Annotated in this window: 20 protein-coding genes; 10 read left to right on the top strand and 10 right to left on the bottom strand. The window is 28.3% G+C overall.

Annotated features, from left to right (window positions below; translation table 11 throughout):
• Nucleotides 1-20: 20 nt before the first annotated feature.
• From acnD to prpD, 4 genes are all read right to left on the bottom strand, one after another.
• On the bottom strand, nucleotides 21-2,612 hold the full coding sequence (gene acnD / locus CP965_RS07760; protein ID WP_129061530.1) for a Fe/S-dependent 2-methylisocitrate dehydratase AcnD: 2,592 nt from the start codon (nucleotides 2,610-2,612) through the stop codon (nucleotides 21-23).
• A 184-nt stretch (nucleotides 2,613-2,796) separates the two neighbouring features.
• Nucleotides 2,797-3,903: a citrate/2-methylcitrate synthase gene (locus tag CP965_RS07755; protein ID WP_129061529.1), complete on the bottom strand. Its 1,107-nt coding sequence runs from the start codon at nucleotides 3,901-3,903 to the stop codon at nucleotides 2,797-2,799.
• Between the two features lie 63 nt (nucleotides 3,904-3,966).
• Nucleotides 3,967-4,854 (bottom strand): methylisocitrate lyase, encoded by an 888-nt coding sequence (gene prpB, locus CP965_RS07750; protein ID WP_129061528.1) that lies wholly within the window; start codon nucleotides 4,852-4,854, stop codon nucleotides 3,967-3,969.
• Nucleotides 4,855-5,073: 219 nt separating this feature from the next.
• Nucleotides 5,074-6,546, bottom strand: coding sequence for a 2-methylcitrate dehydratase (prpD, locus tag CP965_RS07745; RefSeq protein WP_129061527.1), 1,473 nt, complete (start codon nucleotides 6,544-6,546; stop codon nucleotides 5,074-5,076).
• A 178-nt stretch (nucleotides 6,547-6,724) separates the two neighbouring features.
• Between prpD and CP965_RS07740 the strand changes: the two genes are divergently transcribed.
• Both CP965_RS07740 and CP965_RS07735 read left to right on the top strand, forming a co-directional pair.
• Nucleotides 6,725-7,702 (top strand): hypothetical protein, encoded by a 978-nt coding sequence (locus tag CP965_RS07740; protein WP_129061526.1) that lies wholly within the window; start codon nucleotides 6,725-6,727, stop codon nucleotides 7,700-7,702.
• Between the two features lie 14 nt (nucleotides 7,703-7,716).
• On the top strand, nucleotides 7,717-8,283 hold the full coding sequence (locus CP965_RS07735) for a TetR/AcrR family transcriptional regulator (protein ID WP_129061525.1): 567 nt from the start codon (nucleotides 7,717-7,719) through the stop codon (nucleotides 8,281-8,283).
• 369 nt (nucleotides 8,284-8,652) lie between these two features.
• On the opposite strand, the gene CP965_RS07730 is transcribed toward CP965_RS07735, so the two are convergent.
• Nucleotides 8,653-9,576, bottom strand: coding sequence for an HNH endonuclease (locus tag CP965_RS07730; protein WP_129061524.1), 924 nt, complete (start codon nucleotides 9,574-9,576; stop codon nucleotides 8,653-8,655).
• Nucleotides 9,573-11,081, bottom strand: a complete 1,509-nt coding sequence (locus tag CP965_RS07725) for an AAA family ATPase (protein WP_129061523.1) — start codon at nucleotides 11,079-11,081, stop codon at nucleotides 9,573-9,575. The genes CP965_RS07730 and CP965_RS07725 overlap by 4 nt, the downstream gene beginning before the upstream one ends.
• Before the next feature lie 167 nt (nucleotides 11,082-11,248).
• On the opposite strand from CP965_RS07725, the gene thyA reads away from it, so the two are divergent.
• From thyA to CP965_RS07690, 7 genes are all read left to right on the top strand, one after another.
• Nucleotides 11,249-12,112, top strand: coding sequence for a thymidylate synthase (gene thyA, locus CP965_RS07720; RefSeq protein ID WP_129061522.1), 864 nt, complete (start codon nucleotides 11,249-11,251; stop codon nucleotides 12,110-12,112).
• A gap of 13 nt (nucleotides 12,113-12,125) precedes the next feature.
• The gene (locus CP965_RS07715; protein ID WP_129061521.1) at nucleotides 12,126-12,629 is read left to right on the top strand and encodes a dihydrofolate reductase; all 504 of its coding nucleotides are present in this window, start codon (nucleotides 12,126-12,128) and stop codon (nucleotides 12,627-12,629) included.
• Nucleotides 12,630-12,813: 184 nt separating this feature from the next.
• Nucleotides 12,814-13,719: a bile acid:sodium symporter family protein gene (locus tag CP965_RS07710; protein ID WP_129061520.1), complete on the top strand. Its 906-nt coding sequence runs from the start codon at nucleotides 12,814-12,816 to the stop codon at nucleotides 13,717-13,719.
• A gap of 37 nt (nucleotides 13,720-13,756) precedes the next feature.
• Entirely contained in the window at nucleotides 13,757-14,482 is a 726-nt protein-coding gene (locus tag CP965_RS07705; protein WP_228712706.1) for an amino acid ABC transporter ATP-binding protein, read from the top strand.
• A gap of 17 nt (nucleotides 14,483-14,499) precedes the next feature.
• On the top strand, nucleotides 14,500-15,279 hold the full coding sequence (locus CP965_RS07700; protein WP_323807970.1) for an NUDIX hydrolase: 780 nt from the start codon (nucleotides 14,500-14,502) through the stop codon (nucleotides 15,277-15,279).
• 36 nt (nucleotides 15,280-15,315) lie between these two features.
• Entirely contained in the window at nucleotides 15,316-15,699 is a 384-nt protein-coding gene (locus tag CP965_RS07695; protein ID WP_129061517.1) for a RidA family protein, read from the top strand.
• A 142-nt stretch (nucleotides 15,700-15,841) separates the two neighbouring features.
• Nucleotides 15,842-16,915: a hypothetical protein gene (locus CP965_RS07690; protein WP_129061516.1), complete on the top strand. Its 1,074-nt coding sequence runs from the start codon at nucleotides 15,842-15,844 to the stop codon at nucleotides 16,913-16,915.
• A 45-nt stretch (nucleotides 16,916-16,960) separates the two neighbouring features.
• Here CP965_RS07690 and CP965_RS07685 read toward each other — a convergent pair whose 3' ends face one another.
• Together CP965_RS07685 and CP965_RS07680 are read right to left on the bottom strand one after the other, a co-directional pair.
• A complete protein-coding gene (locus CP965_RS07685) occupies nucleotides 16,961-19,084 on the bottom strand; it encodes a helix-hairpin-helix domain-containing protein (protein ID WP_129061515.1) in 2,124 nt (707 codons plus the stop codon).
• Nucleotides 19,077-19,811 (bottom strand): phytanoyl-CoA dioxygenase family protein, encoded by a 735-nt coding sequence (locus CP965_RS07680; protein WP_129061514.1) that lies wholly within the window; start codon nucleotides 19,809-19,811, stop codon nucleotides 19,077-19,079. The genes CP965_RS07685 and CP965_RS07680 overlap by 8 nt, the downstream gene beginning before the upstream one ends.
• Nucleotides 19,812-19,998: 187 nt before the next feature.
• On the opposite strand from CP965_RS07680, the gene CP965_RS07675 reads away from it, so the two are divergent.
• Nucleotides 19,999-20,427, top strand: coding sequence for a hypothetical protein (locus CP965_RS07675; RefSeq protein ID WP_129061513.1), 429 nt, complete (start codon nucleotides 19,999-20,001; stop codon nucleotides 20,425-20,427).
• A 3-nt stretch (nucleotides 20,428-20,430) separates the two neighbouring features.
• Here the strand turns inward: CP965_RS07675 and sucD are convergent, their stop codons facing one another.
• Together sucD and sucC are read right to left on the bottom strand one after the other, a co-directional pair.
• Nucleotides 20,431-21,300, bottom strand: a complete 870-nt coding sequence (sucD, locus tag CP965_RS07670; protein WP_129061512.1) for a succinate--CoA ligase subunit alpha — start codon at nucleotides 21,298-21,300, stop codon at nucleotides 20,431-20,433.
• Nucleotides 21,300-22,469 carry an ADP-forming succinate--CoA ligase subunit beta gene (gene sucC / locus CP965_RS07665; RefSeq protein ID WP_129061511.1) on the bottom strand — a complete coding sequence of 390 codons (1,170 nt, stop codon included), beginning with the start codon at nucleotides 22,467-22,469 and terminating at the stop codon, nucleotides 21,300-21,302. The genes sucD and sucC overlap by 1 nt, the downstream gene beginning before the upstream one ends.
• Between the last annotated feature and the right edge of the window lie 165 nt (nucleotides 22,470-22,634).

Raw genomic sequence — 22,634 nt, 5'->3', positions numbered from 1 at the left:
TGATGACATTCTGCTAAAAATTATCCTTCAGCAACAACGTCTTTAGCGAATTTTTGTAAAATACCACCATTTTTATAAACTTCAACTTCAGCAGAAGTATCAAGTCTACATAAAACTGGGAATTTTACAACCTCACCATTTGCTCTTGTCATTACTACAGTTAAGTCACATCTTGGAGTGATTTCACCTTCGATATCAAAAGTTTCAGAACCATCAATATTATAAGTAAATCTAGTATCACCTTCTTTAAACTGTAATGGTAATACACCCATTCCAACAAGGTTAGTTCTATGGATTCTTTCGATAGATTCAGCAATAAGTACTTCAACACCAGCAAGTCTAACACCTTTAGCAGCCCAGTCTCTTGAAGATCCTTGACCATAGTTAGTCCCAGCAATGATAATAAGTGGTTGTTTTCTATTGTTATATTCTTCAATAGCTTCCCACATTCTTGATTCTTTACCTTCAGGCATAATCTTAGTTAAAGAACCTTGTTTAACATTTCCATTTTCATCTTTAACCATTTCATTAAATAGTTTTGGATTTGCTAAAGTAGCTCTAGAAGCTGTATTATGATCCCCTCTATGTGTTGCATAAGAGTTTAAGTCTTCTATTGGAAGACCTTTTGAGATACAATATTCACCAGAAGCAGACTCAGGTAAAATTGCATTTGATGGAGATAAGTGATCTGTTGTAATATTATCAGGGAATACACCTAATGGTCTTAAACCTTTTAATGCTGGCATACTCATATATTCATCTTCCCAATAAGGTGGTTTTTGAATATAAGTTGAGTTTGGATTCCATTTATAGAATGGTTCTGCTTTAACAGAAGTGATTCCATCTCTATTAAACATTGGCTCATAAATAGCATTATACATCTCAGGTCTAACAAACTCTTTTTCAACTGCATCAATTTCTTCATCAGATGGCCATAAGTCAGCTAGTTTAATATCATTACCATTTGCATCTTTACCTAAAGAATCATTTTCAATATCAAATCTTACAGTTCCTGCTAATGCATATGCAATAACAAGTGCAGGAGATGCTAAGAATGCTTCTTTTACATATGGGTGGATTCTTCCATCAAAGTTTCTATTTCCAGAAAGTACAGCTGTTGAATAGATATCTCTATCAATTACTTCTTGTTGAATTTTTGGATCTAATGCACCTGACATACCATTACAAGTAGTACAAGCAAAACCAACTACACCGAATCCTAATTTTTCCATTTCTGGTAATAATCCAGCCTCTTTTAAATAAACTTCAATAACTTTAGAACCTGGTGCTAAAGAAGATTTAACCCATGGTTTTCTTTGTAATCCAAGCTCATTTGCTTTTTTAGCTAAAAGTCCTGCTGCAATAACATTTCTTGGGTTTGAAGTATTTGTACAAGAAGTAATAGCAGCAATTAAAATACCACCATCTGGAATTAAATCACCTTCTTGTTTCCATTCTTTTACAATACCTTCATCTTTTAATGTAGAAGTTGGAACTAATTTATGAGGTTTAGAAGGACCTGCTAAAGATCTAGTTACTTTAGATAAGTCAAACTGAATAGTTCTAGCATATGTAGCATTTTCAAATTGATCTGCCCATAAACCATTTGCTTTAGCATAAGCTTCAACTAATTCACATTGTTTTTGTTCTCTACCTGTTACTTTTAAGTAAGAAATAGTTTGCTCATCAATTGCAAATAAACCAGCAGATGCTCCATATTCAGGAGTCATATTTGCAATAGTAGCTCTATCTCCTAGATTAAGATATTTAACACCTTCCCCAAAGAACTCTAAGTATGCAGAGATAACATTGTTTTCTCTTAAAAATGAAGTCATAGAAAGTGCAATATCAGTAGCAGTAATTCCAGGTGCTCTTTTACCTACAATTTCAACACCAACAATTTCAGGAACTCTCATATAAGAAGGGTTTCCTAACATTACATTTTCAGCTTCTAATCCACCAACACCAACTGCAATTACACCAAGTGCATCAACATGAGGTGTGTGTGAGTCAGTACCAACTAATGTATCAGGACTTGCAATTCCATCATTTAAATGAACTACTGGAGACATTTTTTCTAAGTTGATTTGGTGCATAATACCATTCCCTGGAGGAATTACATCTACATTATTAAATGCTTCTTTAGTCCAGTTAATGAAGTGGAATCTATCAGCATTTCTTCTATCTTCAATATCTCTATTTTTTTGAAATGCATCTGGGTCATATCCACCACACTCTACTGCAAGTGAGTGGTCAACGATTAATTGTGTTGGAACAACTGGGTTAACCTTATCAGGATTTCCACCTTTACTAGCAACTGCTTCTCTTAGTCCTGCTAAGTCAACAAATGCTGTAAGTCCAAGAATATCGTGACAGATTACTCTTGAAGGGTACCAAGGGAAATCTTTATCTGTTCTTTTTTCAATTAATTGAATAAGTGAATCTTTTAAGTCTTCACTAGGACATTTTCTAATTAGATTTTCTGCTAATACTCTTGATGTATAATTTAGTTTTTCAAAAGAACCAGGTTGAATATCTTCAACAGCTTCTTTAACATCATAGTAACAGGCATCTGTACCATCTAATTTTTTAAGATATTTCTCGTTTGTCATTTTCATATCCATTTTATTTTATTTTGATTTATTTTTAAATAGAAGAAATAAATTTTTCTATTTACCAACAGTGTTAAATTTTGTTGAATTCTTCCACTGTATTGTGGCATAAAATTAAGTAGCCTCAAAAGAGACTGACTTAAATTTTTATCTAAGAGTTTGTTTACTTTGTATAAGTAAATTATTATCTATCTTCTAAAGCAACAAAGTCTCTTGGCTCAGGTCCAGTATATTCTGAACTTGGTCTAATAATTCTATTGTTTGCTCTTTGTTCGAATGCGTGAGCAGCCCATCCAGCAGCTCTTGACATAATAAATAATGGAGTGTAGTATAGTCTTTCGATTTCCATGTAGTGGTAAATTAATCCACCAAAGAAGTCGATATTATCAGGTAGACCTTTTTCAGCTTTAACTTTATCTCTAACTGCTTTTGCAATATCAAATAATTTAGGATCAGAAGTCTCTAATTCTTTTAATTCATTTGCTAAATCAAAACCAACTGGAGATCTTGGGTCTACTTCTCTATATACTCTGTGACCGAATCCCATAATTTTTTCTTTTCTTGCAAATAGTTCATCTACTTCTTTTAATGCATGATTAACATCATCAAATTGAAGTACAAATTTAATAGCAACTTCATTTGCTCCACCATGTAAAGGACCTTTTAATGTTCCAATACCAGTAGTCATACAAGCATATATATCTGATAAAGTTGAAGCAGTAATTCTATTTGCAAATGTAGAAGCATTAAACTCATGTTCTGCATATAAAGTTAACATTGCATTCATAGCTTTAACTTCAACATCTAAAGGTTTAGTTTCTTTTAATCTTTCTAAGATATACCCTGCCATAGTAGTTTCTTCAGAGATTAAATCAATTTCTTTACCATGTACATGCCAGTGATGCCAGTAAACTAAGAAAGATGGGAAAGCCCCTAATAATCTAATAATTTTATCCATTTGATCAGAAAAATCTTCTGCTTCTGGTTCAACACAACCTAAAGCTGAAGTTGCAGTTTTCATTACATCCATTGGATGAGAAGAAGCTGGAATTGATTTTAATACATTTTTTACAGAGATTGGTAATTCTCTACCTGCAATAATTTGTCTTCTAAACATTTTAAGTTCATGTTTATTTGGAAGTTCTCCTTTTAATAAAAGAAATGCAACTTCTTCAAAATCTGCTTTTAATGCTAAATCTGCAATATCATAACCTCTATAGTTAAGACCATTTCCTAAACCACAAGTACAAATTGCTGATTGTCCAGCTGTAACACCTGCTAATCCACTCATTATAATTCTCCTTTTTTTCTTTTCCCTAGATTTATTTTAATTATATGGTTAATAGTTAATAAACTATTTCGCTTTTCCCTTTGCAAATAATTCATCCATTTTTTGCTCATAATCATGGTAATTTAACATATCGTATAATTCCATTCTTGTTTGCATTGTGTCTATAACACTTTCTTGAGTACCTTTATCTTTTAATTCTTGGTATACATTTAATGCAGCTTTATTCATTGCTCTAAATGCTGATAATGGATAAAGAACCATATCAATACCTACACTTGCTAATTCTTCAGTTGTAAACATTGGAGTTGCTCCAAACTCAGTAATATTTGCTAATACTGGAACATCCATTTGATCAGTAAACTCTTTGTACTCTTTTAATGTATGAATTGCTTCAGCAAAAATAGCATCTGCACCAGCTTCAACATAAGCTTTAGCTCTTGCAACTGCTGCTTCTTGACCTTCAGATGCATGTGCATCAGTTCTAGCAATAATATAGAAATCTGGATCAAGTTCTTGTTTTGCATCTACAGCAGCTCTAACTCTATCACACATTTCTTCAGTTGAAACTAATTCTTTATTTGGTCTGTGTCCACATCTTTTTGCAGCAACTTGATCTTCAATATGAAGTCCTGCAGCTCCAGATCTGATAAATTCTTTAACAGTTCTTGCTACATTAAATGCGTGTCCCCAACCAGTATCTGCATCTACGATTAATGGAGTATCACAAATAGAAGTAACTCTTCTAATATCAATACATACATCTTCAATCATAGTCATACCTAAATCAGGTAATCCATAAGAAGCGTTTGCAATACCACCACCTGATAAGTAAATAGCTTTGTGACCTACTTTAGTAGCTTGTAACGCTTGATAAGCATTTATTGTTCCTACAATTTGTAAAGGAGACTCTTCTTTTAATGCCTCTCTAAATCTTTTTCCTGCGCTTGTCATAACACGTCCTTTAATTTGAATTGACTATTATTATACATCATTTGGACATATTGGGAGTGTATGATTTTGTTTTTAATTTCGCAATTTTTTTTGTAAAAAAATATAATTGTACAATTATTGTAAATATTAACAATAATTGAACTTATATGTAATTAGTAGTACAAAATATGAGGTTATTTATAAAATAGAGAAAGTAAAAGGATTAAAACCTTTTACTTTTTATACAAATGAGAATAAGTCAGAGAATTCATTGAAGTTCATAGCTTCAATAGTTTTTTGTTCAAAAGAAATAGCTTCTATTTCTTTGCAAGTTTTTGCTGAAAATTTAGTTTTTAAAGCATTTTTATATTTTTCATTTAATAAAGGAATACCATCATCTCTTCTAAGTCTATGACCAATAGGATATTCAACTTCTATTTTTTCAGTTGATGTACCATCTTTGAAAAATACTTGAACTGCATTTGCAATTGATCTTTTATCTGCTTCTAAATATTCTTTAGTATATCTATCATCTACTTGAACATCTGTTAACTCTCTTAATTTATCAATTCTAGGGTCACTTGCTGCTTCATCAGTATATGAATCGGCAGTTAATTTTCCAAAAATTAGTGGATATGCTACCATATATTGTATACAATGGTCTCTATCTGCATAATTATTTAGGGGTCCTACTTTATTAATGATTCTATGACCTGATTCTTGTGTAGTAATAATTATTTTTTCTATTTCATCAATTTTATCTTTTACATAAGGGTGTAATGTCATTGCACATTCGCAAGCTGTTTGTGCATGAAATTCTGCAGGGAAAGATATTTTAAATAATATATTTTCCATTACATATGATTCAAAGGCTTGTGGGATATGTAAAACTTCACCTTTTTCTTTTTGTTTTTTCATTTTTACATCTTGATATCCCCAATAATCAGCAGTTAGAGCTGAAGGGTAACCCATTTCTCCACTTAAAGCTTTTAATGCTAGATTAACTCCTCTTGAAGAAGCATCACCAGCTGCCCAAGACTTCCGTGAACCAGTATTTGGAGCATGTCTATAACATCTTAAGGCACCACCATCAATCCAAGCATGAGATACTGCATTTCTTACTTCTTCCATTGTTCCACCAAGCATTGCAGCAGCAACAGCTGTAGAAGCAATTCTTACTAATAATACATGGTCTAACCCTTCAATATTAAAGCAGTTTTCAAGAGCTAAAATACCTTGAATTTCATGTGCTTTAATCATTGCAGTTAAAATATCTTTTACTTTTAGTGGTTCTTTGCCTTCTGAAATATTTTTTCTTGAAAGATAGTCTCCTACTGCCCAAATTGCACCTAAATTATCTGAAGGATGTCCCCATTCTGCTGCCAGCCAAGTATCATTAAAGTCTAACCATCTTGCAATACAACCTATATTAAAAGCAGCTCTTTCTGGATCTAACTGAAACGATGTTCCTGGAACTTTTGCACCTAAAGGTCTAAATTCTGCTCCAGGTACAACAGGACCTAATAATTTTGTGCATTCTGGATGTTCTAGTGCTAAAATTCCACAAGCAATAGTATCAATTAAGCAAGACCTTGCCGTATCATAAGCTAAGTCGGAATTTATCTCATAGTTTACTGCATATTCTGCAATATCAGTCATAAGTTTGTCAAACTCTGGTCTCTTGGTGTCTAAAATACCCATATTATTACTCATAATAAGTCCTTTATAAAATTGATTTTAATTATTAAAATTATATAATAAATTTTAATAGAGTCATTGTATAGTTTTTGTAAGCATAATTACAGTTTTTTTTAATAAAATGAATTTTTGTACAATATTTGTTCTTATGGAATAAATTAGTACAATACTATAAATTATTATGGAGTTTTATATGGTGTACAAAAACGGAATTGAAAAATTTATAGAAATATTTAAAAGATCAAATCTAAGTATATCAAAATTTGCTTCTTTAATTCAAAAAGATAGAAGAACAGTGACATCTTGGATAGACAATATTTCAGATATAGAACCAAATGAAGAGGTAAAACAAAAGATATGTCATATTTTTAGATATCCAGATTTTATTTGGGAAGATGGTTGTACTGGAGATGAATTTATAAAGTCAATCACTCAAATTCCACAAAAAGAAGTTAGAATTATTGATGAGGATTATACAGGAAGATTAAAATATATAATTGATTTAGAGAAAAATAGAAGATTTGTAATTCAAGCACAATTCCCTGGTCCAATGTATAGAGACAGTGCGGTAAAAAGAGTTTATCGTTCAAAGACTAGTTGTGAAATAGAGGATTTAAAACAAAAAAGAATTGACCAAATGCTTAAGTATGATTATGATACAACAGAGTGGTATTCTATAAAATCTGTTTTATCTTTTTGTTTTGCAAGTATTGGAAACTTTTATACAAAAGAAGAGAAGTTAAGAATATTAGAACTGATGTATGAACTTTTTAATAATAATTATAATAAAAAACTATTTTTATTTGATTCTTTTTCTAGGAAAATATATGGAACAGAAACAACATATATTTCAATAAATGTAAAACAAAAAATACTTTTCTTTAAATCTCCAATTGAATCAGTATTTATTGAAATTAGGAATAAAAATTTAGTGGAAAGAATGCATAAATATTATTCTTCTCCTGTTGAAGCTCCTAGTCATGTTAACTTTTTAGAGTCAGTAAAAATTATTAAAATCTTACAAGATGCTATAAAATATAATAATAGTATATTACAAGCATATGAAACAATAAATAGAACTACAGATTATGGAGAATTATTTTATAATAATCTAAGTATTGATTTACAAAGTCAAGTTAGTAAACCTAAGCCTGGGCAAAGAAGAAATTAAGTTTAAGGATTAAAATGAGTAGCAAAGAAAGATTATTAAAAGTCACATTTGATGAAGTCTATGAAAATGGTTATTATGCAACATCAGTAGATAAAATCCTAAAAAAAGCCAAATTAAATAAAGGAAGTATGTATCACTTCTTTAAATCAAAAAAAGAATTAATGTTAGCAGTAATTGATGCGCATATTTTTGAATACATTGATAAAAAGTATAGTGAAATTTTAAAAACAGATAAGAACTATATTGATGAGATGTTTAAAGTTTTATATAACAAAGAGACTTTTAATTTTACTTTTGGTTGTAGATTGAATACTTTAGTTCAAGAATTGTCACACCATGATAAAGATTTTAAAGAAGCCTTAGAAAAAGTTTATTTTCACTTTGAAAAAGTATTAGAACAAGTTTTACAAAAGGCAAGTGATAATAATGAAATTGAATATTCAGATATTAAAGGCTTAGCTGTTTTTGTAGTTGCTTGTATAGAAGGAGCTTTATCAACTGCTAAAAAATCTCAAGATGGAAAGCATTTTGAAACATGTATAAAACAGTTGGAAGAGTTTTTTAAAAAAATTGAGAAATAACTCTTGACTATATAGTCAAAATTTGGTATAATTTTTTTGACTAGTTGGTCAGGTCCCTTTTTTTGTGTCCATTGATTTGACTGAATAGTCACATTTTCCCCCAAAAGAGTTTAACTTAAAGATTATTTTAATTATAACTACTCTTTATCCGCAACTACTTAATAGTAGTAATAATGACATTTGCGAAAAAGCATCAGCCTAATTAAAAGAACGTAAAGTTCTTTTAATTAGAATAACTTTTTATATACTATTCTTAACATTTTACTTTACTTCTTATATCAATAATGAAATTTTGCTACTTTGGGGATACTTCAAAGTTCATAGTTAGTATTAGAGTTAAAATAGTAGAGATAAATTTTCAAGGGATTATTATAATAAATCCAACTCTTCACTGATATCTTTTATTAGTTTTGAAAGTGGGCGTTTGTGTAAATCTTCATCTTTTTTATAATTACCAAGTAGATATCTATAAATCTCATCTTCACTAAAGCCAAAACTTTTTAATTCTTCTATATAACTTTTTGGATAATAAGCTTTTTTTATCAAAAGTTCTAGAACAATATCTTTATGTTGTTTATATAACTCTTTTAGTTTAAATATTTCTATATTTTCATTTGTCGATACAAAATCTATTTCAAAACTATCATAATTGTATTTTTCTTTTTCTATGTTAAAGAAATTAATATCATTTGGTGTATAAGTTAGTTTAAAATCATTTTCTTTTATTTCATATGGATTAATCAAATCTTCTTTGATTTTATTACTTTTTGTGTGATTACAAATAGAACAACTTGGTATAAGATTATAAAAACTCATTGCTAAAAAAGGATAAATTGACTTTGGATAAAAGTGGTCTATCTCTGGTCTTAACTTTCCACTTTTTTCATCTACTACAAAAGTATAATTTCTATTACAATAAGGACAAGATTGTAAATCCAATTCTTGAACAAACCTATATGCACCATATGTTGTTCTTTCTCTCCAATTGTCATACTCTTTTTCAAAAATATCTTTTCTTAGTATTTTATATATTCTTTTCCAATTTTTTTCTTTTGTATTTATTTTCCCAATGCTATTAGGAAAATTATTTTCAAAATATTTTATATATTCTTTCATTTTAGAGTTGTTAGCTTCTAAAATATCTTTTAAATTATCTTTTATATATTCTAAGCACTCTTTATCGATTTGTTTTAAATTTGAATCGTCTATATTTTCAAATAATTCTTTTATTTTATGCAATGTTTTATCTATATGCATATCAAAAAGTTCTTTATTAAATAATATTCCTATCATAATTGTTTTAACTCTTTAGAGATTTTTTCTTGTAGTTTTTCTAGTTCTTCTTTTCTTTGTTTTTTTATAAAATCATCATCAAATTTTTTATAATACATATCTAAAAGTTTTGTTTTTAAAAACTCTTCTCCAATCATTTTTATAGTGGCTAAGATTTTTATTTTTTCTTCTTTTGTTGGATTAAAATCTTTATCTTTAAAATCTTTAATTATGTTATCTATTTTATTTTTTGCAAACTCGCCCATAAGACCATTTTCCATAAAGAAACCATGAGAAAGTAAGGTATGAATATTTGCTCCAAATGGATTTATATTAATAAACTTACTTACATTTAGACAATTTCCTTTTTGTAGTTTTTCAATATTTATTGAAGGATATTTGTCTTTTGTATTCTCATCTACTTTATCTAAAAATATTATATTTTCTTTTGGTAAGTCTGATAGAATAAATGGAGAGTGTGTAATGAAAATCAAATGAAAAGAACATTCAAAATTTTCTATAGCTTGAAGAGTTTCTCTTATATATGACTTTTGCCAATTAGGATGTAAAGAATTTTCGACTTCATCAAAAATTAATGTAAATACTTTGTTTCTATAATTTTTATATTTATTAAGTTTTAAATTTATATAAAACTTAATAAATTCACCATTACTTAATTCTTCAATAGAAACTTTTTTTTCATTTAAAAAAAAGAAATTAAAGTAATTTACATATTTCTTTATTTTTAAAGTATGTAGTGAATCAATTTTTATTGCGTTTGTAGTGAAGTATTTATATTCTTTCTCTGATGGAATATCTATCTTTAACTTTTTTAATTCTTTTTTAATACTTTTAATATTTTTTATCTTTTCTAAATCAAAGGTATTTATATTATCAAGTAAAATTAAACATAAAAATTTATTATATTGATTTATATATAATTTATTTATTTTCTTTATTTCATCATTTGAAAGTAAATAAGATTTTAATCCTATATCATATAATAATTTAGAAAAACTATCTTCATAATTAAAATTTTTTAATGAAAACCTCATATATTTAATTGAACTTTTATTTATTGATGATGAACTTTGGGCAATTTCATTATGTATATTTTCCTTAGATATTTCTATGAAATTAGAAATATATTTTTTTGATTTAAAAGAATTTAATTTATATTTGCAATAAATTTCTTTTATATTTGATAGAATAAAATTCTCATTTTGTTTAGAGATATATAATATTAAAAATTTTGCAAAATTTACACTATCTATAGAATGATAAATATTATAATTATCATAGAAATAAGAAATGAAATTACCTAAATTAGTCTTCCCACTACCATTTTCCCCAACAATTGCAGTGATATTTATATTATTAGGAAAAATATTTACATAGTCTTTGTTTTTATCAATAGTCAATTCATTTTTATCTTCATCATACTCACACTCAAAATTTGGAGAAAAATTAAACCCTTGTTTCTTTATATTCTTATAATCCTCAACCCACAAATAAACTAATTCCATAATAACTCTTTAAATATAATATTTGAAAATATATTACAAAAATATTATTTAAAAGTTTACATAAATATCAATAACTTATTAAGAGGTTTTTTATTTGATTCAAGATAAAAACTAGAAAAAAGTATGAATCTGCTAAAATAATAAATTATAAAAAAGAAGGAATATCATTGAAACAATACTTAGACTTACTGCAACATATTTTAGATAATGGTATTAAAAAAGAGGATAGAACAGGTACTGGAACTACTTCAGTTTTTGGTTATCAAATGAGATTTGATTTAAGTGAAGGTTTCCCTCTGGTAACTACAAAAAAAACTCATCTAAAAGCTATTATTTCTGAATTACTTTGGTTTATTGAAGGTTCTACCGATGAAAGAAGATTAGCTGAAATACACTATGGACAATGTAGAGAAGATATTATTGGTAAAAAAACAGTTTGGACTGCAAATGCAGATGCCCAAGGTAAAGATTTAGGTTATACAAATACAGATACTATTAAAGAACTTGGACCTGTATATGGAAGTCAATGGAGATCTTGGATAGGAGCTGATGGTAAAGCCCATGATCAGCTTGAAACTGTAATTGAACAAATAAAAAATAATCCAGATAGTAGAAGAATCATTTTAAATGCTTGGAATGTAGCAGAGATAGATAATATGGCACTTCCACCTTGTCATACTTTTTTCCAGTTTTATGTGGCAAATGGAAAATTATCTTGTCAACTATACCAAAGAAGTGCAGATGTATTTTTAGGAGTACCTTTTAATATCGCTTCTTATGCTTTATTAACTATGATGATTGCACAAGTTTGTGATTTAGAAGTAGGGGATTTTGTACATACTTTTGGCGATGCTCATATTTATTCAAACCATATGGAACAAGTAAATTTACAACTTAGTAGAACACCACATAAAAAACCAACTATGAAAATTAATCCAGATATTAAAGATATAAATGATTTTAAAATGGAAGATTTTGAGTTAGTTGATTATATATGTGATGAACCAATCAAAGCACAAATGGCTGTATAAAAAAAGGCAAAAAATGAAAATATCAATGATAGTAGCCTATGGAAAAAACTGGGAAATTGGTTTAAATAATCAAATGCTTTGGCATATAAGTGAAGATTTTAAAAACTTTAAACAAATAACTTCAGGTCACCATATTTTAATGGGAAGAAAAACTTTTGAGTCAATTGGAAAACCTCTTCCTAATAGAACTTCACTTGTCTTAAGTAGAGGAGAGTTTGAACAAGAAGGTGTTTATACATTTAATGATATTCAAAAAGCTTTAGATTTTGCAAGGGCAAATGCAGAAGAAGAATTATTTGTAATTGGTGGAGCAAATATCTATGAAACTATGTTTGACTATGTTGATAAAATGTATTTAACTGAAGTTGATTTTGAAGGTCAAGCAGATGCTTTCTTAAAAGAAATTGATTTTTCTTCTTGGGATTTACTTGAGCAAAGAGAATATGAAGAGATAAAAGAGGGAGATAAAGTTAAGTCTCCAGCTTGGAAATTTAAAGTATATGAGAAAAAGGATTAATCCTTTTTCTTTTTTATTTTATTTAATATCTTCATCTACAATACTTATTTCCTTAAAGATAACAAAAGATACTTTTTTTAACTTCTATAGAATATAAAATTAAGCTTACAAGAAATGAGTAAGAACAGATAATAAATATTTGTGATAAAATTCTTACTAAATTACAAGTAAAAGAAGGATACAAATGATAAAAACTTTTTCCACATTATTCCCTTTATGGGCGATAGCTGTTTCAGTTTTTGCATATTTTCAACCAGATTTAATGAGTGGCTTTAAGTCTTGGATAATTCCATTATTAATTTTGATTATGTTTTGTATGGGGGTTACTCTTAAAATAGAAGATTTTAAAAGAGTTTTAAAGCGTCCAAAGATTATTGCAGTAACAGTTCTTTTACAGTTTTTATTAATGCCTTTCATTGCTTTTGGTATTTCTACTATTTTTGATTTTTCCACTGAGTTATTAATTGGAATGATATTAGTTGGGGCTGTTTCTGGTGGTACAGCATCTAATGTAATTGCATACTTAGCAAAAGCTGATGTTGCTTTATCTATTACAATGACTGTTGTTTCTACTCTTTTATCAATTATTGTAACTCCTTATTTAACTTTATTATATGTGGGACAGACTGTTCCAGTTCCTGCTTTTAGTATGCTTTTAAGTATTTTAAAGATTGTTTTTATTCCAGTTGTTATTGGAGTTATAATAAACCATTTTTTCAATAAGCATATTGAAAAAAGAGAAGATCTTTTTGCTTTTCTTTCTATTCTTTCAATTGTTTTTATTGTTGGAATAGTTGTTGGACTAAATCAAAGTAAAATAGGAACTGTAGCTGTAACACTATTTTTAGGAATTATTTTACATAATTTATTAGGTTTATTTGGTGGTTTTTATATATCAAAACTATTAGGTTATAGTAAAAAAGAGTGTAAAACTGTTGCTATAGAAGTTGGAATGCAAAATTCAGGTTTAGCTGTTGCTTTAGCAATGAAATACTTTACTCCTTTAAGTGCTTTACCTGGAGCTATTTTTAGTATTTGGCATAATATATCAGGTTCAATACTTGCTGGATATTGGTCTAAAAAAGATTAAATAATAAGTAAAAAAAGGTATTAGTATCAGTAATTTTATAACTATAAAAGAAGTTAATAAGTACTTTGATGATTTTCATGTCTTGAAAAATATAAATTTTTCTGTGAAAAGAGGAGAAATTGTTGTTGTTTGTGGACCTTCAGGTTCTGGAAAATCAACTTTGATTAGATGTCTAAATGGACTTGAAGAAATAGACTCGGGTCAAATTATTATAGACAATATTGATATTTATAAAAATAAAAATAGTTTACAAAAAATAAGAAAAGAAGTTGGAATGGTATTTCAACATTTTAATTTATTTCCTCATTTAACAATTTTGGAAAATATTACTTTAGCTCCTATGCTTGTAAAGAAAGAGAAAAAAGAAATTTCTAAAGAATTTGCAAAAGAATTGTTAAGAAAAGTAAAATTAGAAGAAAAAATATTATCTTATCCTTCAGATTTAAGTGGAGGACAAAAACAAAGAGTAGCTATTGCAAGAACTTTGGCCATGAAACCTAAGGTTATACTTTTTGACGAACCTACTTCTGCTTTGGATCCTGAAACTATTGGTGATGTTCTTTCTGTTATGAAGCAATTGGCAAAAGAAAATTATACAATTGTTTGTGTAACTCATGAAATGGGTTTTGCAAAAGAAGTATCAAATAGAGTAGTTTTTATGGATAAAGGCGAAATAGTAGAGGAAAATACTCCTGAAAAGTTTTTTCAAAATCCAAAAAGTCAAAGAGCAAAAATCTTTTTAAATGAAATTTTGAGTCATTAAAATATTTATATAAAGGAATTAAAATCTTACAAAATTGTGGTGTAGAAACTATTGCAAGTTTTACTTTAATATTAGACCCTTATAATGGAGTTACTATAAATAAAGATAAACTACCAAATGCAAAAGATAGTTTTGAATTTAATCTTGAACTTTTAATAAAAGAAATAGAAAAAAGAAGAAACCTTATTTGGATATATGTTCCTATAGAAAAATCAGATTTTATTCCAGTATGTGTTAAATATGGTTTTTTCTTTCATTCTTGCGATGAAGATTATGTTTTATTGGTAAAAAGACTAAAGGAAAATGCAATTGTTCCTACCGCAGCAAATCATACTTTAGGTGTAGGAGCTGTAGTTATAAATGAAAAAGATGAATTACTTGTAATAAAAGAAAAAATATCTACAATTGGATATAAACTTCCTGGAGGACATATTGATAATGCTGAGCAAATTTCAACAGCTGTAGTACGAGAAGTTTACGAAGAAACAGGTATAGACGTAGAGTTTGAATCAATAATTTCCTTAGGACATTTTTATCCTCATCAATTTCATAAATCAAATCTTTATATTCTGTGTTTAGCAAAACCATTAAGCCATAAAATCAATATCCTAGATACTGATGAAATAATTGATGCTAAATGGGTAGCTGTTGATAAGTATTTAAATGATGAAAAAGTTCTTGCTTATTCTAAGGCTATTGTTAATGCAGCTTTGAAATATAAAGGCTTAAAATTAGATAATAACACTTTATCTCATATCAAAAAAGATATAGAGTTATTCTTTCCTTTAGAAAAATAAAAGTATAATCTCCTCAATTTTTACAAAGGATTATAAATGAAAAAAATAGTATCAACAAATAAAGCCCCAAGTGCAATTGGACCATACAATCAAGGTACATCTTTAGATAATTTAGTATTTACATCTGGTCAAATTGCATTAGTTCCTGAAACAATGGAATTAGTTGAAGGTGGAATAGTAGAACAAAGTAAACAGGTTATGGAAAATTTAAAAGCTGTATTAGAAGAAGCAGGAAGTTCATATGAAAATGTTTTAAAAACAACTTGTTATTTATCTGATATGGATAATTTTGCAACATTTAATGAAGTATATTCAGAATACTTTAAAGCTGAAACAGCACCTGCTAGATCAACTGTTGCAGTAAAAACTTTACCAAAAAATGTTTTAGTTGAGGTAGATGCAATAGCTTATAAAAACTAGAAGTTTCTTCTAGTTTTTATATTTTTATATTTTTATATAATATTCAATATTTTACTTTCATTATTTCTTTTTAAATAAATAATTTTGATAATTTTTAAATTATATGATACAATTCTTATTATTAGTTTAAAAAGGATAAATTATGATTGTAGAAAATTCACAAGTAGGTCTTTATTCAGAGTCAAAATTCACTTTTGAACATAAGTCAAGTACAAATGTACAGTTACATTATGGATATGAAAATCAAAATGAGGAATCCCAAACTAACAGAAATGAGGCATTTTCTTTAGATTTTCAATATTCATATACTTCAAGTATTCAGTATGAAAGGGTAGTTTATAATTATGAAGATAATCTAAGCTTAGAAGACAGGATAAAAAAAGCTATTATTGAGAAACTACTTGAACGACTTTATAATGAAGATGAGATTTCTTTATATCCAAATAAAAAATCCCCTGTTAGTCTAAAAGAAGATATGTTTAAGTCAACTCTTCCTTCAAACCCTTATGAAAAAGCTGAACAGCTTCCTACACGAGAACTAAAAGCAATGACTTTTGATACAAAAGAATCATACTATCACAAACAAAGTGTAGAGTTTTCTGCTTCAATTAAATTTCAAACTCCTAATAAAAGTTATGAAATGAGTATAGACTTATCCTTTTCACAAGAATTATATGAATCAAAAAGTAGTCGTATGATAATTGGAGATGAACGTTTTGTTGATCCTTTAGTTGTTAATTTTGATGAAGATATAAACCCTTTTGATAATATCAGTCCTTTCAGGTTTGCCTTTGATTTAGATAGTGATGGAGAGACTGAAATGATTCCTTATTTGAAGCATGGAGCAGGTTTCTTAGCTCTTGATAAAAATGAGAATGGAAAAATTGACAATGGTAAAGAGCTTTTTGGACCTCAAACAAATTATGGCTTTAAAGAACTTGCTATGTATGATGAAGATAATAATAGTTTTATTGATGAAAATGATTCAATCTTTGATAAATTAAAAATTTGGAGTATTGATAGTTCTGGTAATAATTCTTTAATTTCATTATTAGATGCAAATGTTGGAGCTATTTATTTAGGCGATGTACAAAGTGGATATGCATATAAACAAAGTATAGAAAGTACGGATGCTATTCAAAAAAGTAATGGTATTTTTATAAAAGAAGATGGCTCAGGTTTGGGAGTAGTAAATTCTATTGATGTGGTTGTTTAAACAATTTGTAGGTATAAATAAACAAAAAATAATTTTATTTTTTGTTTATTTTAAACTCAAACTTACTCTTTGCTTCTCTACATCAACACTTAAAACTTTTACTTTTTCTAAATTTTGATTGATACTTAAAACCTCACTTGGGTGAGAGATTCTTTTATTTGATATTTGTGAGATATGAAGTAGGGCGTCATTTTTTAATCCCACATCAATAAAAGCTCCAAAGTCAGTTATGTTTCTAACTATTCCAGATAAAATAAAACCTTCTTTTAAATCCTCTATTGAAGTTACATCGCTAGCAAATTTTACTTGATTGAAGTTTTCTCTGATATCAAAACCAGGCTTTTTTAGTTCTTCAATTATATCTTTTAGTTTAAGTAAAGAAGAACCTAGCTCCTTGGATATACTTTGTATTTGTGACTCTTTAATATCTTCTATTTTATAATTTTTTTGCAAGTTTTTTGTTACTTCATAATCTTCTGGGTGAATAGCAGTGTTATCTAAAATTGATTTACCATCTTTGATTCGTAAGAAACCAACTGCTTGTTCATAAGCTTTTGCTCCAATCCCTTTTACTTTTAGAAGTTCTTCTTTTGAAGTAAACTTTCCTATCTTTTCTCTGTGTTCTACAATATTTTGTGCTAGTTTTTCAGTAATACCAGAAACAAAAGATAGTAGTTTATATGAAGCAGAGTTTATATCAACACCTACTTTATTTACTAAGTCAATTGTTGTATTTTCTAATTTTAGTGCTAACTCTTTTTGATTTACATCGTGTTGATATTGACCAATACCTAGTGATTTTGGATCTATTTTTACTAAAGCTGCCATTGGGTCACGAAGTCTAGCCGCAATTGAAATAGCTCCTCTAATAGTTACATCAAGATTAGGATACTCTTTTTGTGCAATTTTAGAAGCAGAATAAACACTTGCACCTATTTCACTAACAATTGCATAATTTATATTATAGTCTACATCAAGGTTTTTTTCTTTGATTAATCTTGCTATAAAATCAGCACTTTCCCTTGAAGCAGTTCCATTTCCAATTGCTATTGCTGTGATATTATATTTTTCAATTAAAGAGCAAACTATTTTAGAAGAGTTTGTAAAATCTTCTTTAGGTTTTGTAGGATAAATTACAGTAGAATCAAGATATAAACCATCTTCATCTATAACTGCTAATTTACAACCAGTTTTATATCCTGGGTCAAGCCCTAAAATAACTTGATTTACTAATGGTGCTGTTTGGAGTAACTCTTTTAAGTTTTTACCAAAAAGTTCAATAGCTTCGCTACTTGCTTTTTCTTTTAAAGTTGTAAGAGCTTCTCTTTTTAAACTAGGAAGCAAAAGTCTTTTTAGTCCATCTTTATAGGCATCAAATACAATCTCTTTTGAAGAGTTTGCCCAAGAAGGGATTTTGTATTTTTTAATATTTTCTAAAATATGCTTTTCATCAATATTTATTTTAATAGTTAATTGTTTTTCATTTACTGCTCTTAAAATTGCTAATGCTCTATGGGATTTAATATATTTTATTTTTTCTTCTTTTTCCAGAAAGTTTGAGTAAAGACCATCTTTTTGAAACTCTTTCCCTTCTTTTATCTCTATAGTTCCCCAGTTTGAGATTAGCTTTCTTATTATCTCTTTTGATTTAAAATCATCGGCATATCTTTGAGCTATAATATCTTTTGCACCAGTTATAGCATCTTCAGTAGATGTAACTTCTTTATTTAAAAATTGTTTTGCTTTTTGTGAAACTTCTTCTTTAGTGTATTTTAAACTTTGAATAATATTTGCTAAAGGCTCTAAACCATTCTCTATAGCCTTACTTGTTCTTGAAGATTTTTTATCTTTAAAAGGAGTGTAGATATCTTCTACTGCTTGTAAAGTTGTTACTTCACTTAATTGTGATAAGACTTTGTCATTTAAAAAGTTTTTCTCTTTTAAAATAGAGATTATCTCTTCTTTACGTGAAAGTAATTTTTGAGAGTAAGAATAAACTTCCTCAAAAGCTCTTAATGCTTCATCACTTGCATTGTTTGTTAAGTCTTTTCTATATCTAGCAATAAATGGAATAGTACAGCCTTCATTTAGAAGGTTGATTATATTTTTTATAACAGAAGTTGGTAGTTGTGTTTTCTCTTTAAGTAACTCTAACAAATCTTTAGTCAAGAACTATTTCCTTAAAATCACTTCTTGTATTTTTAAGTGGTTTATTACTTTTTGCACGTACAGTATATACAAAAGATATTTTTGCTTCATCTGTAGTATTTTTACTTGCATGGTGAAGTGTTTTACAGTGAAATAATACAATGTCACCTTTTTCTAGATTTTGGTGAGTTCTTTTTTCTATGATTTTTTTATTTTCTTCATTTTCATCTAAAAAATTATCAGCATCATCAAAACAGGCTTTTGTAAAGTTTATTTTATGTGTTTCAGGAATAAATTCTAAAAGACCATTTTCTAAATATTCATCTCCTAAAGCTAACCAAACTGATACTAAATCATCATTTTCAAAATGCCAATATCTTCTATCTTGATGCCAATAAGTTCTTGTACTTTCATGGGGAAGTTTAGTCATTATTGAGTTGTGATGTGCTAAAGTTAAAACAGGAGTATCATTTAAGATTTGTTTTAAAATTGGTCTTATTTCCTTATCTGTCATCCACTCTTGGAAAATTTCTTCTCTATCATATACTTGTCTTAATCTTCTAACTGTAATTTTATCTTCATTTAGACTCATATATTCTTGTTCTGTTTCTATTGGAGCTTGTTTTTTTATTAGATGTTTTTTTGCTTTTTCTAATATTTCATCACATAGTTTAGGATTAGCAAAATTTTTAAGAATTAAAAAACCATCCTTTTGGAATTGTTGTAGTTGTTCTTGCGTTAATTTCATTTTTTACTTTCATGTAAATTTTTTGTATTATACAAAAAAATCTATTTTTATTAGGTTATATATCAATTAGAAAATTATAATATAAGTAAAACTAATAATATATTTATAAATATTTATTATAATATAAGATTAAAATAAATATACTGTAAGCACTCATTTATGAGAATGACTATTATTAGGAGAAAAGATGAAAAAAGTAGTATTTCTATCAGCTTTATGTTTTTCTTTATTGGCTTCAAGCTCATTTGCAGCAGAAGCTAAAAAGGGATTAAATGTAGTTTTAACAGCAGCAGATGCACAAACTCAGCAAATGGCAATGGTATTGTCTTTAATGACTTTAAAGCAAGGTAAACAAGTAAATATGACACTTTGTTCAAAAGCAGGGGATTTAGCTGTAAAAGGAATGAAAAGTGAAAAACTAAAACCTAAAGGTAAAAGTCCTAAAATGATGTTACAAGCTATTATGAAAAATGGAGCAAAAGTAGAGGTTTGTCCTTTATATTTACCAAATGCAAATAAAGACAAATCAGTATTATTAGAAGGAATTAATGTTGCAAAACCAGCAAAAGTTGCAGAACAACTTTTAAATAGTGATTTTACAACTTTAAGTTATTAATACTTATGGGTGAACAGCCTTTAGGGCTTCACCTATAGCAGTTATAGTTTTAACTGTAGTCACACCAGCTCTTTGAAGTGCTGCATATTTTTCATCAGCAGTTCCTTTGCTTCCATCAATAATTGCTCCTGCATGTCCCATTCTTTTACCTTTTGGTGCAGTTACTCCTGCAATATAAGAAACCACAGGTTTTGTAATATTTGATTTAATAAATTCAGCAGCAGCTTCTTCTTTTGCCCCACCAATTTCACCAATCATTACAATAGCTTTTGTATCTGGATCATTCTCAAATCTTTGTAAGATATCAATAAAGTCACTTCCTGGAACAGCATCTCCACCTATTCCTACACAAGTACTTTGTCCAAAACCAGCTAAAGTTGATTGATTTACTGCTTCATAAGTTAGTGTTCCTGATCTTGAGATAATACCAACACTTCCTGACATATGAATAGATTCTGGCATAATTCCCATTTTACATTGACCTGGTGTTATTATTCCTGGGCAGTTTGGTCCAATAAGCGTAGAACCATTTAAATCAATAGCTGCTTTAACATCTAACATATCAATTGTTGGAATACCTTCTGTGATACATACAATTGTTTCAATACCATTTTCACTAGCTTCAATAATTGCATCTTTACAAAATGGAGCTGGAACATAAATGATTGAAGCATTTGCTCCAGTTAATCTTTTAGCACATTCTACTGTATTATAAATTGGTAAGTCTAAGTGTTTTTGACCTCGCTTACCTGGAACTACACCACTTACAACAGTTGTTCCATATTCTATAGCTCTTTGTGTATGGAAGCTTGCTTGTGCTCCTGTTAAACCTTGAACTAGCACTTTTGTATTTTTATCAATTAAAATTGCCATTACTTTTTCCCTTGTGTTAATTCAATAATTTTTTCTGCTGCTTTGTCTAGGTTTGCTTCTTCATAAACTGTTACATTTGAATTTTTAATTAATTCTAAACCTTCTTTAGCATTTGTTCCTTCAAGTCGCACTACAATTGGTATATTAATATTCATTTTCTCAACGGCTGAAATAATACCTGAAGCAATAATATCACATCTTACAATACCACCAAAAATATTTACTAAAATTCCATTTACTTTTTCATCTGAAAGGATTATTTCAAAAGCTTCAATAACTCTTTTTTCATTTACACTTCCACCAACATCTAAGAAGTTTGCAGGATTTGCTCCATGCGTTTTAATTAAATCCATGGTAGCCATGGCAAGACCTGCCCCATTTACCATACAACCTATATTTCCATCTAAACTTACATAATTTAAGTCTAATTTTTCTGCTTTCAATTCCCTTGCATCTTCTTGTGATTCATCTCTTATTTCATTTATTTTGGCTTGTCTATAAAGAGCTGAATTATCTACTTGGATTTTTCCATCAAGACACATTAAATAACCTTGCTTTGTTACAACAAGGGGATTTACCTCTACTAAAGATAAATCATTTTTTATGAACATTTTATACATTTTTTGTAGAATATCAATCATTTGAGCACTTAAAGTTTTATCTAAACCTAAATCATCACAAATTTGCCTACACTGTGCAGGCATAATACCTACAACAGGGTTAATAGGGTTTCTTAAAATTTTTTCAGGAGTTTTATCTGCAACTTCCTCAATTTCTACACCACCTTCACTTGATGTGATAATCATAACTCTTTGAGTAGTTCTATCTACAATAAATGCTAAATAAATTTGTTGAACAACATCACAAGGTTCTTCAATATAAATAGAGTTTATAGGTTGACCTTCTTTTGTAGTTTGTTTTGTTACTAATCTACTTCCTAAAAGTCTTCTTACTTCTTCATTTGCTTGAGCTTTTGAGTCTACTAAAACAACTCCTCCAGCTTTTCCCCTTCCTCCTGCATGTACTTGAGCCTTTATAACCCATTTGTTAGTACCAATTTTTCTTAGAATATCATCTAATTGAGAAGGGTGAGTAAGTAGCTTACCTTTAGTTGTAGGAATATCATATTTTCTATATAAATTTTTTGCTTGATATTCATGAAGATTCATAAAAGTTCCTTTCAAAGTGGCTCCACTTTTCATAGGAACCTATTATATTATCTTATAAAATGTTTTCAAATAGGAACTTATATCAAAACTATCTTGTAATAGTCCTTAAGCTTAATATGATATTAAAAAAACTTAAAAAATATCTAATCATAAATCAATTGAAAA

This window comes from Halarcobacter mediterraneus (assembly GCF_004116625.1).
In the GTDB taxonomy this organism is placed as follows: domain Bacteria; phylum Campylobacterota; class Campylobacteria; order Campylobacterales; family Arcobacteraceae; genus Halarcobacter; species Halarcobacter mediterraneus.
Note: the sequence above shows the minus strand (reverse complement) of the source record. Positions and strands in the feature narration are given on the sequence as shown.

Coding starts and splice junctions, on each gene's coding strand:
- CP965_RS07725 (WP_129061523.1), bottom strand. CDS start 11,081: ATGGAATTAGTTTATTTGTGGGTTGAGGATTATAAGAATATAAAGAAA.
- CP965_RS07690 (WP_129061516.1), top strand. CDS start 15,842: ATGATTGTAGAAAATTCACAAGTAGGTCTTTATTCAGAGTCAAAATTC.
- CP965_RS07740 (WP_129061526.1), top strand. CDS start 6,725: ATGGTGTACAAAAACGGAATTGAAAAATTTATAGAAATATTTAAAAGA.
- CP965_RS07730 (WP_129061524.1), bottom strand. CDS start 9,576: ATGATAGGAATATTATTTAATAAAGAACTTTTTGATATGCATATAGAT.
- CP965_RS07710 (WP_129061520.1), top strand. CDS start 12,814: ATGATAAAAACTTTTTCCACATTATTCCCTTTATGGGCGATAGCTGTT.
- sucD (WP_129061512.1), bottom strand. CDS start 21,300: ATGGCAATTTTAATTGATAAAAATACAAAAGTGCTAGTTCAAGGTTTA.
- acnD (WP_129061530.1), bottom strand. CDS start 2,612: ATGACAAACGAGAAATATCTTAAAAAATTAGATGGTACAGATGCCTGT.
- prpB (WP_129061528.1), bottom strand. CDS start 4,854: ATGACAAGCGCAGGAAAAAGATTTAGAGAGGCATTAAAAGAAGAGTCT.
- CP965_RS07735 (WP_129061525.1), top strand. CDS start 7,717: ATGAGTAGCAAAGAAAGATTATTAAAAGTCACATTTGATGAAGTCTAT.
- CP965_RS07695 (WP_129061517.1), top strand. CDS start 15,316: ATGAAAAAAATAGTATCAACAAATAAAGCCCCAAGTGCAATTGGACCA.
- CP965_RS07675 (WP_129061513.1), top strand. CDS start 19,999: ATGAAAAAAGTAGTATTTCTATCAGCTTTATGTTTTTCTTTATTGGCT.
- prpD (WP_129061527.1), bottom strand. CDS start 6,546: ATGAGTAATAATATGGGTATTTTAGACACCAAGAGACCAGAGTTTGAC.
- sucC (WP_129061511.1), bottom strand. CDS start 22,469: ATGAATCTTCATGAATATCAAGCAAAAAATTTATATAGAAAATATGAT.
- CP965_RS07680 (WP_129061514.1), bottom strand. CDS start 19,811: ATGAAATTAACGCAAGAACAACTACAACAATTCCAAAAGGATGGTTTT.
- CP965_RS07715 (WP_129061521.1), top strand. CDS start 12,126: ATGAAAATATCAATGATAGTAGCCTATGGAAAAAACTGGGAAATTGGT.
- CP965_RS07755 (WP_129061529.1), bottom strand. CDS start 3,903: ATGAGTGGATTAGCAGGTGTTACAGCTGGACAATCAGCAATTTGTACT.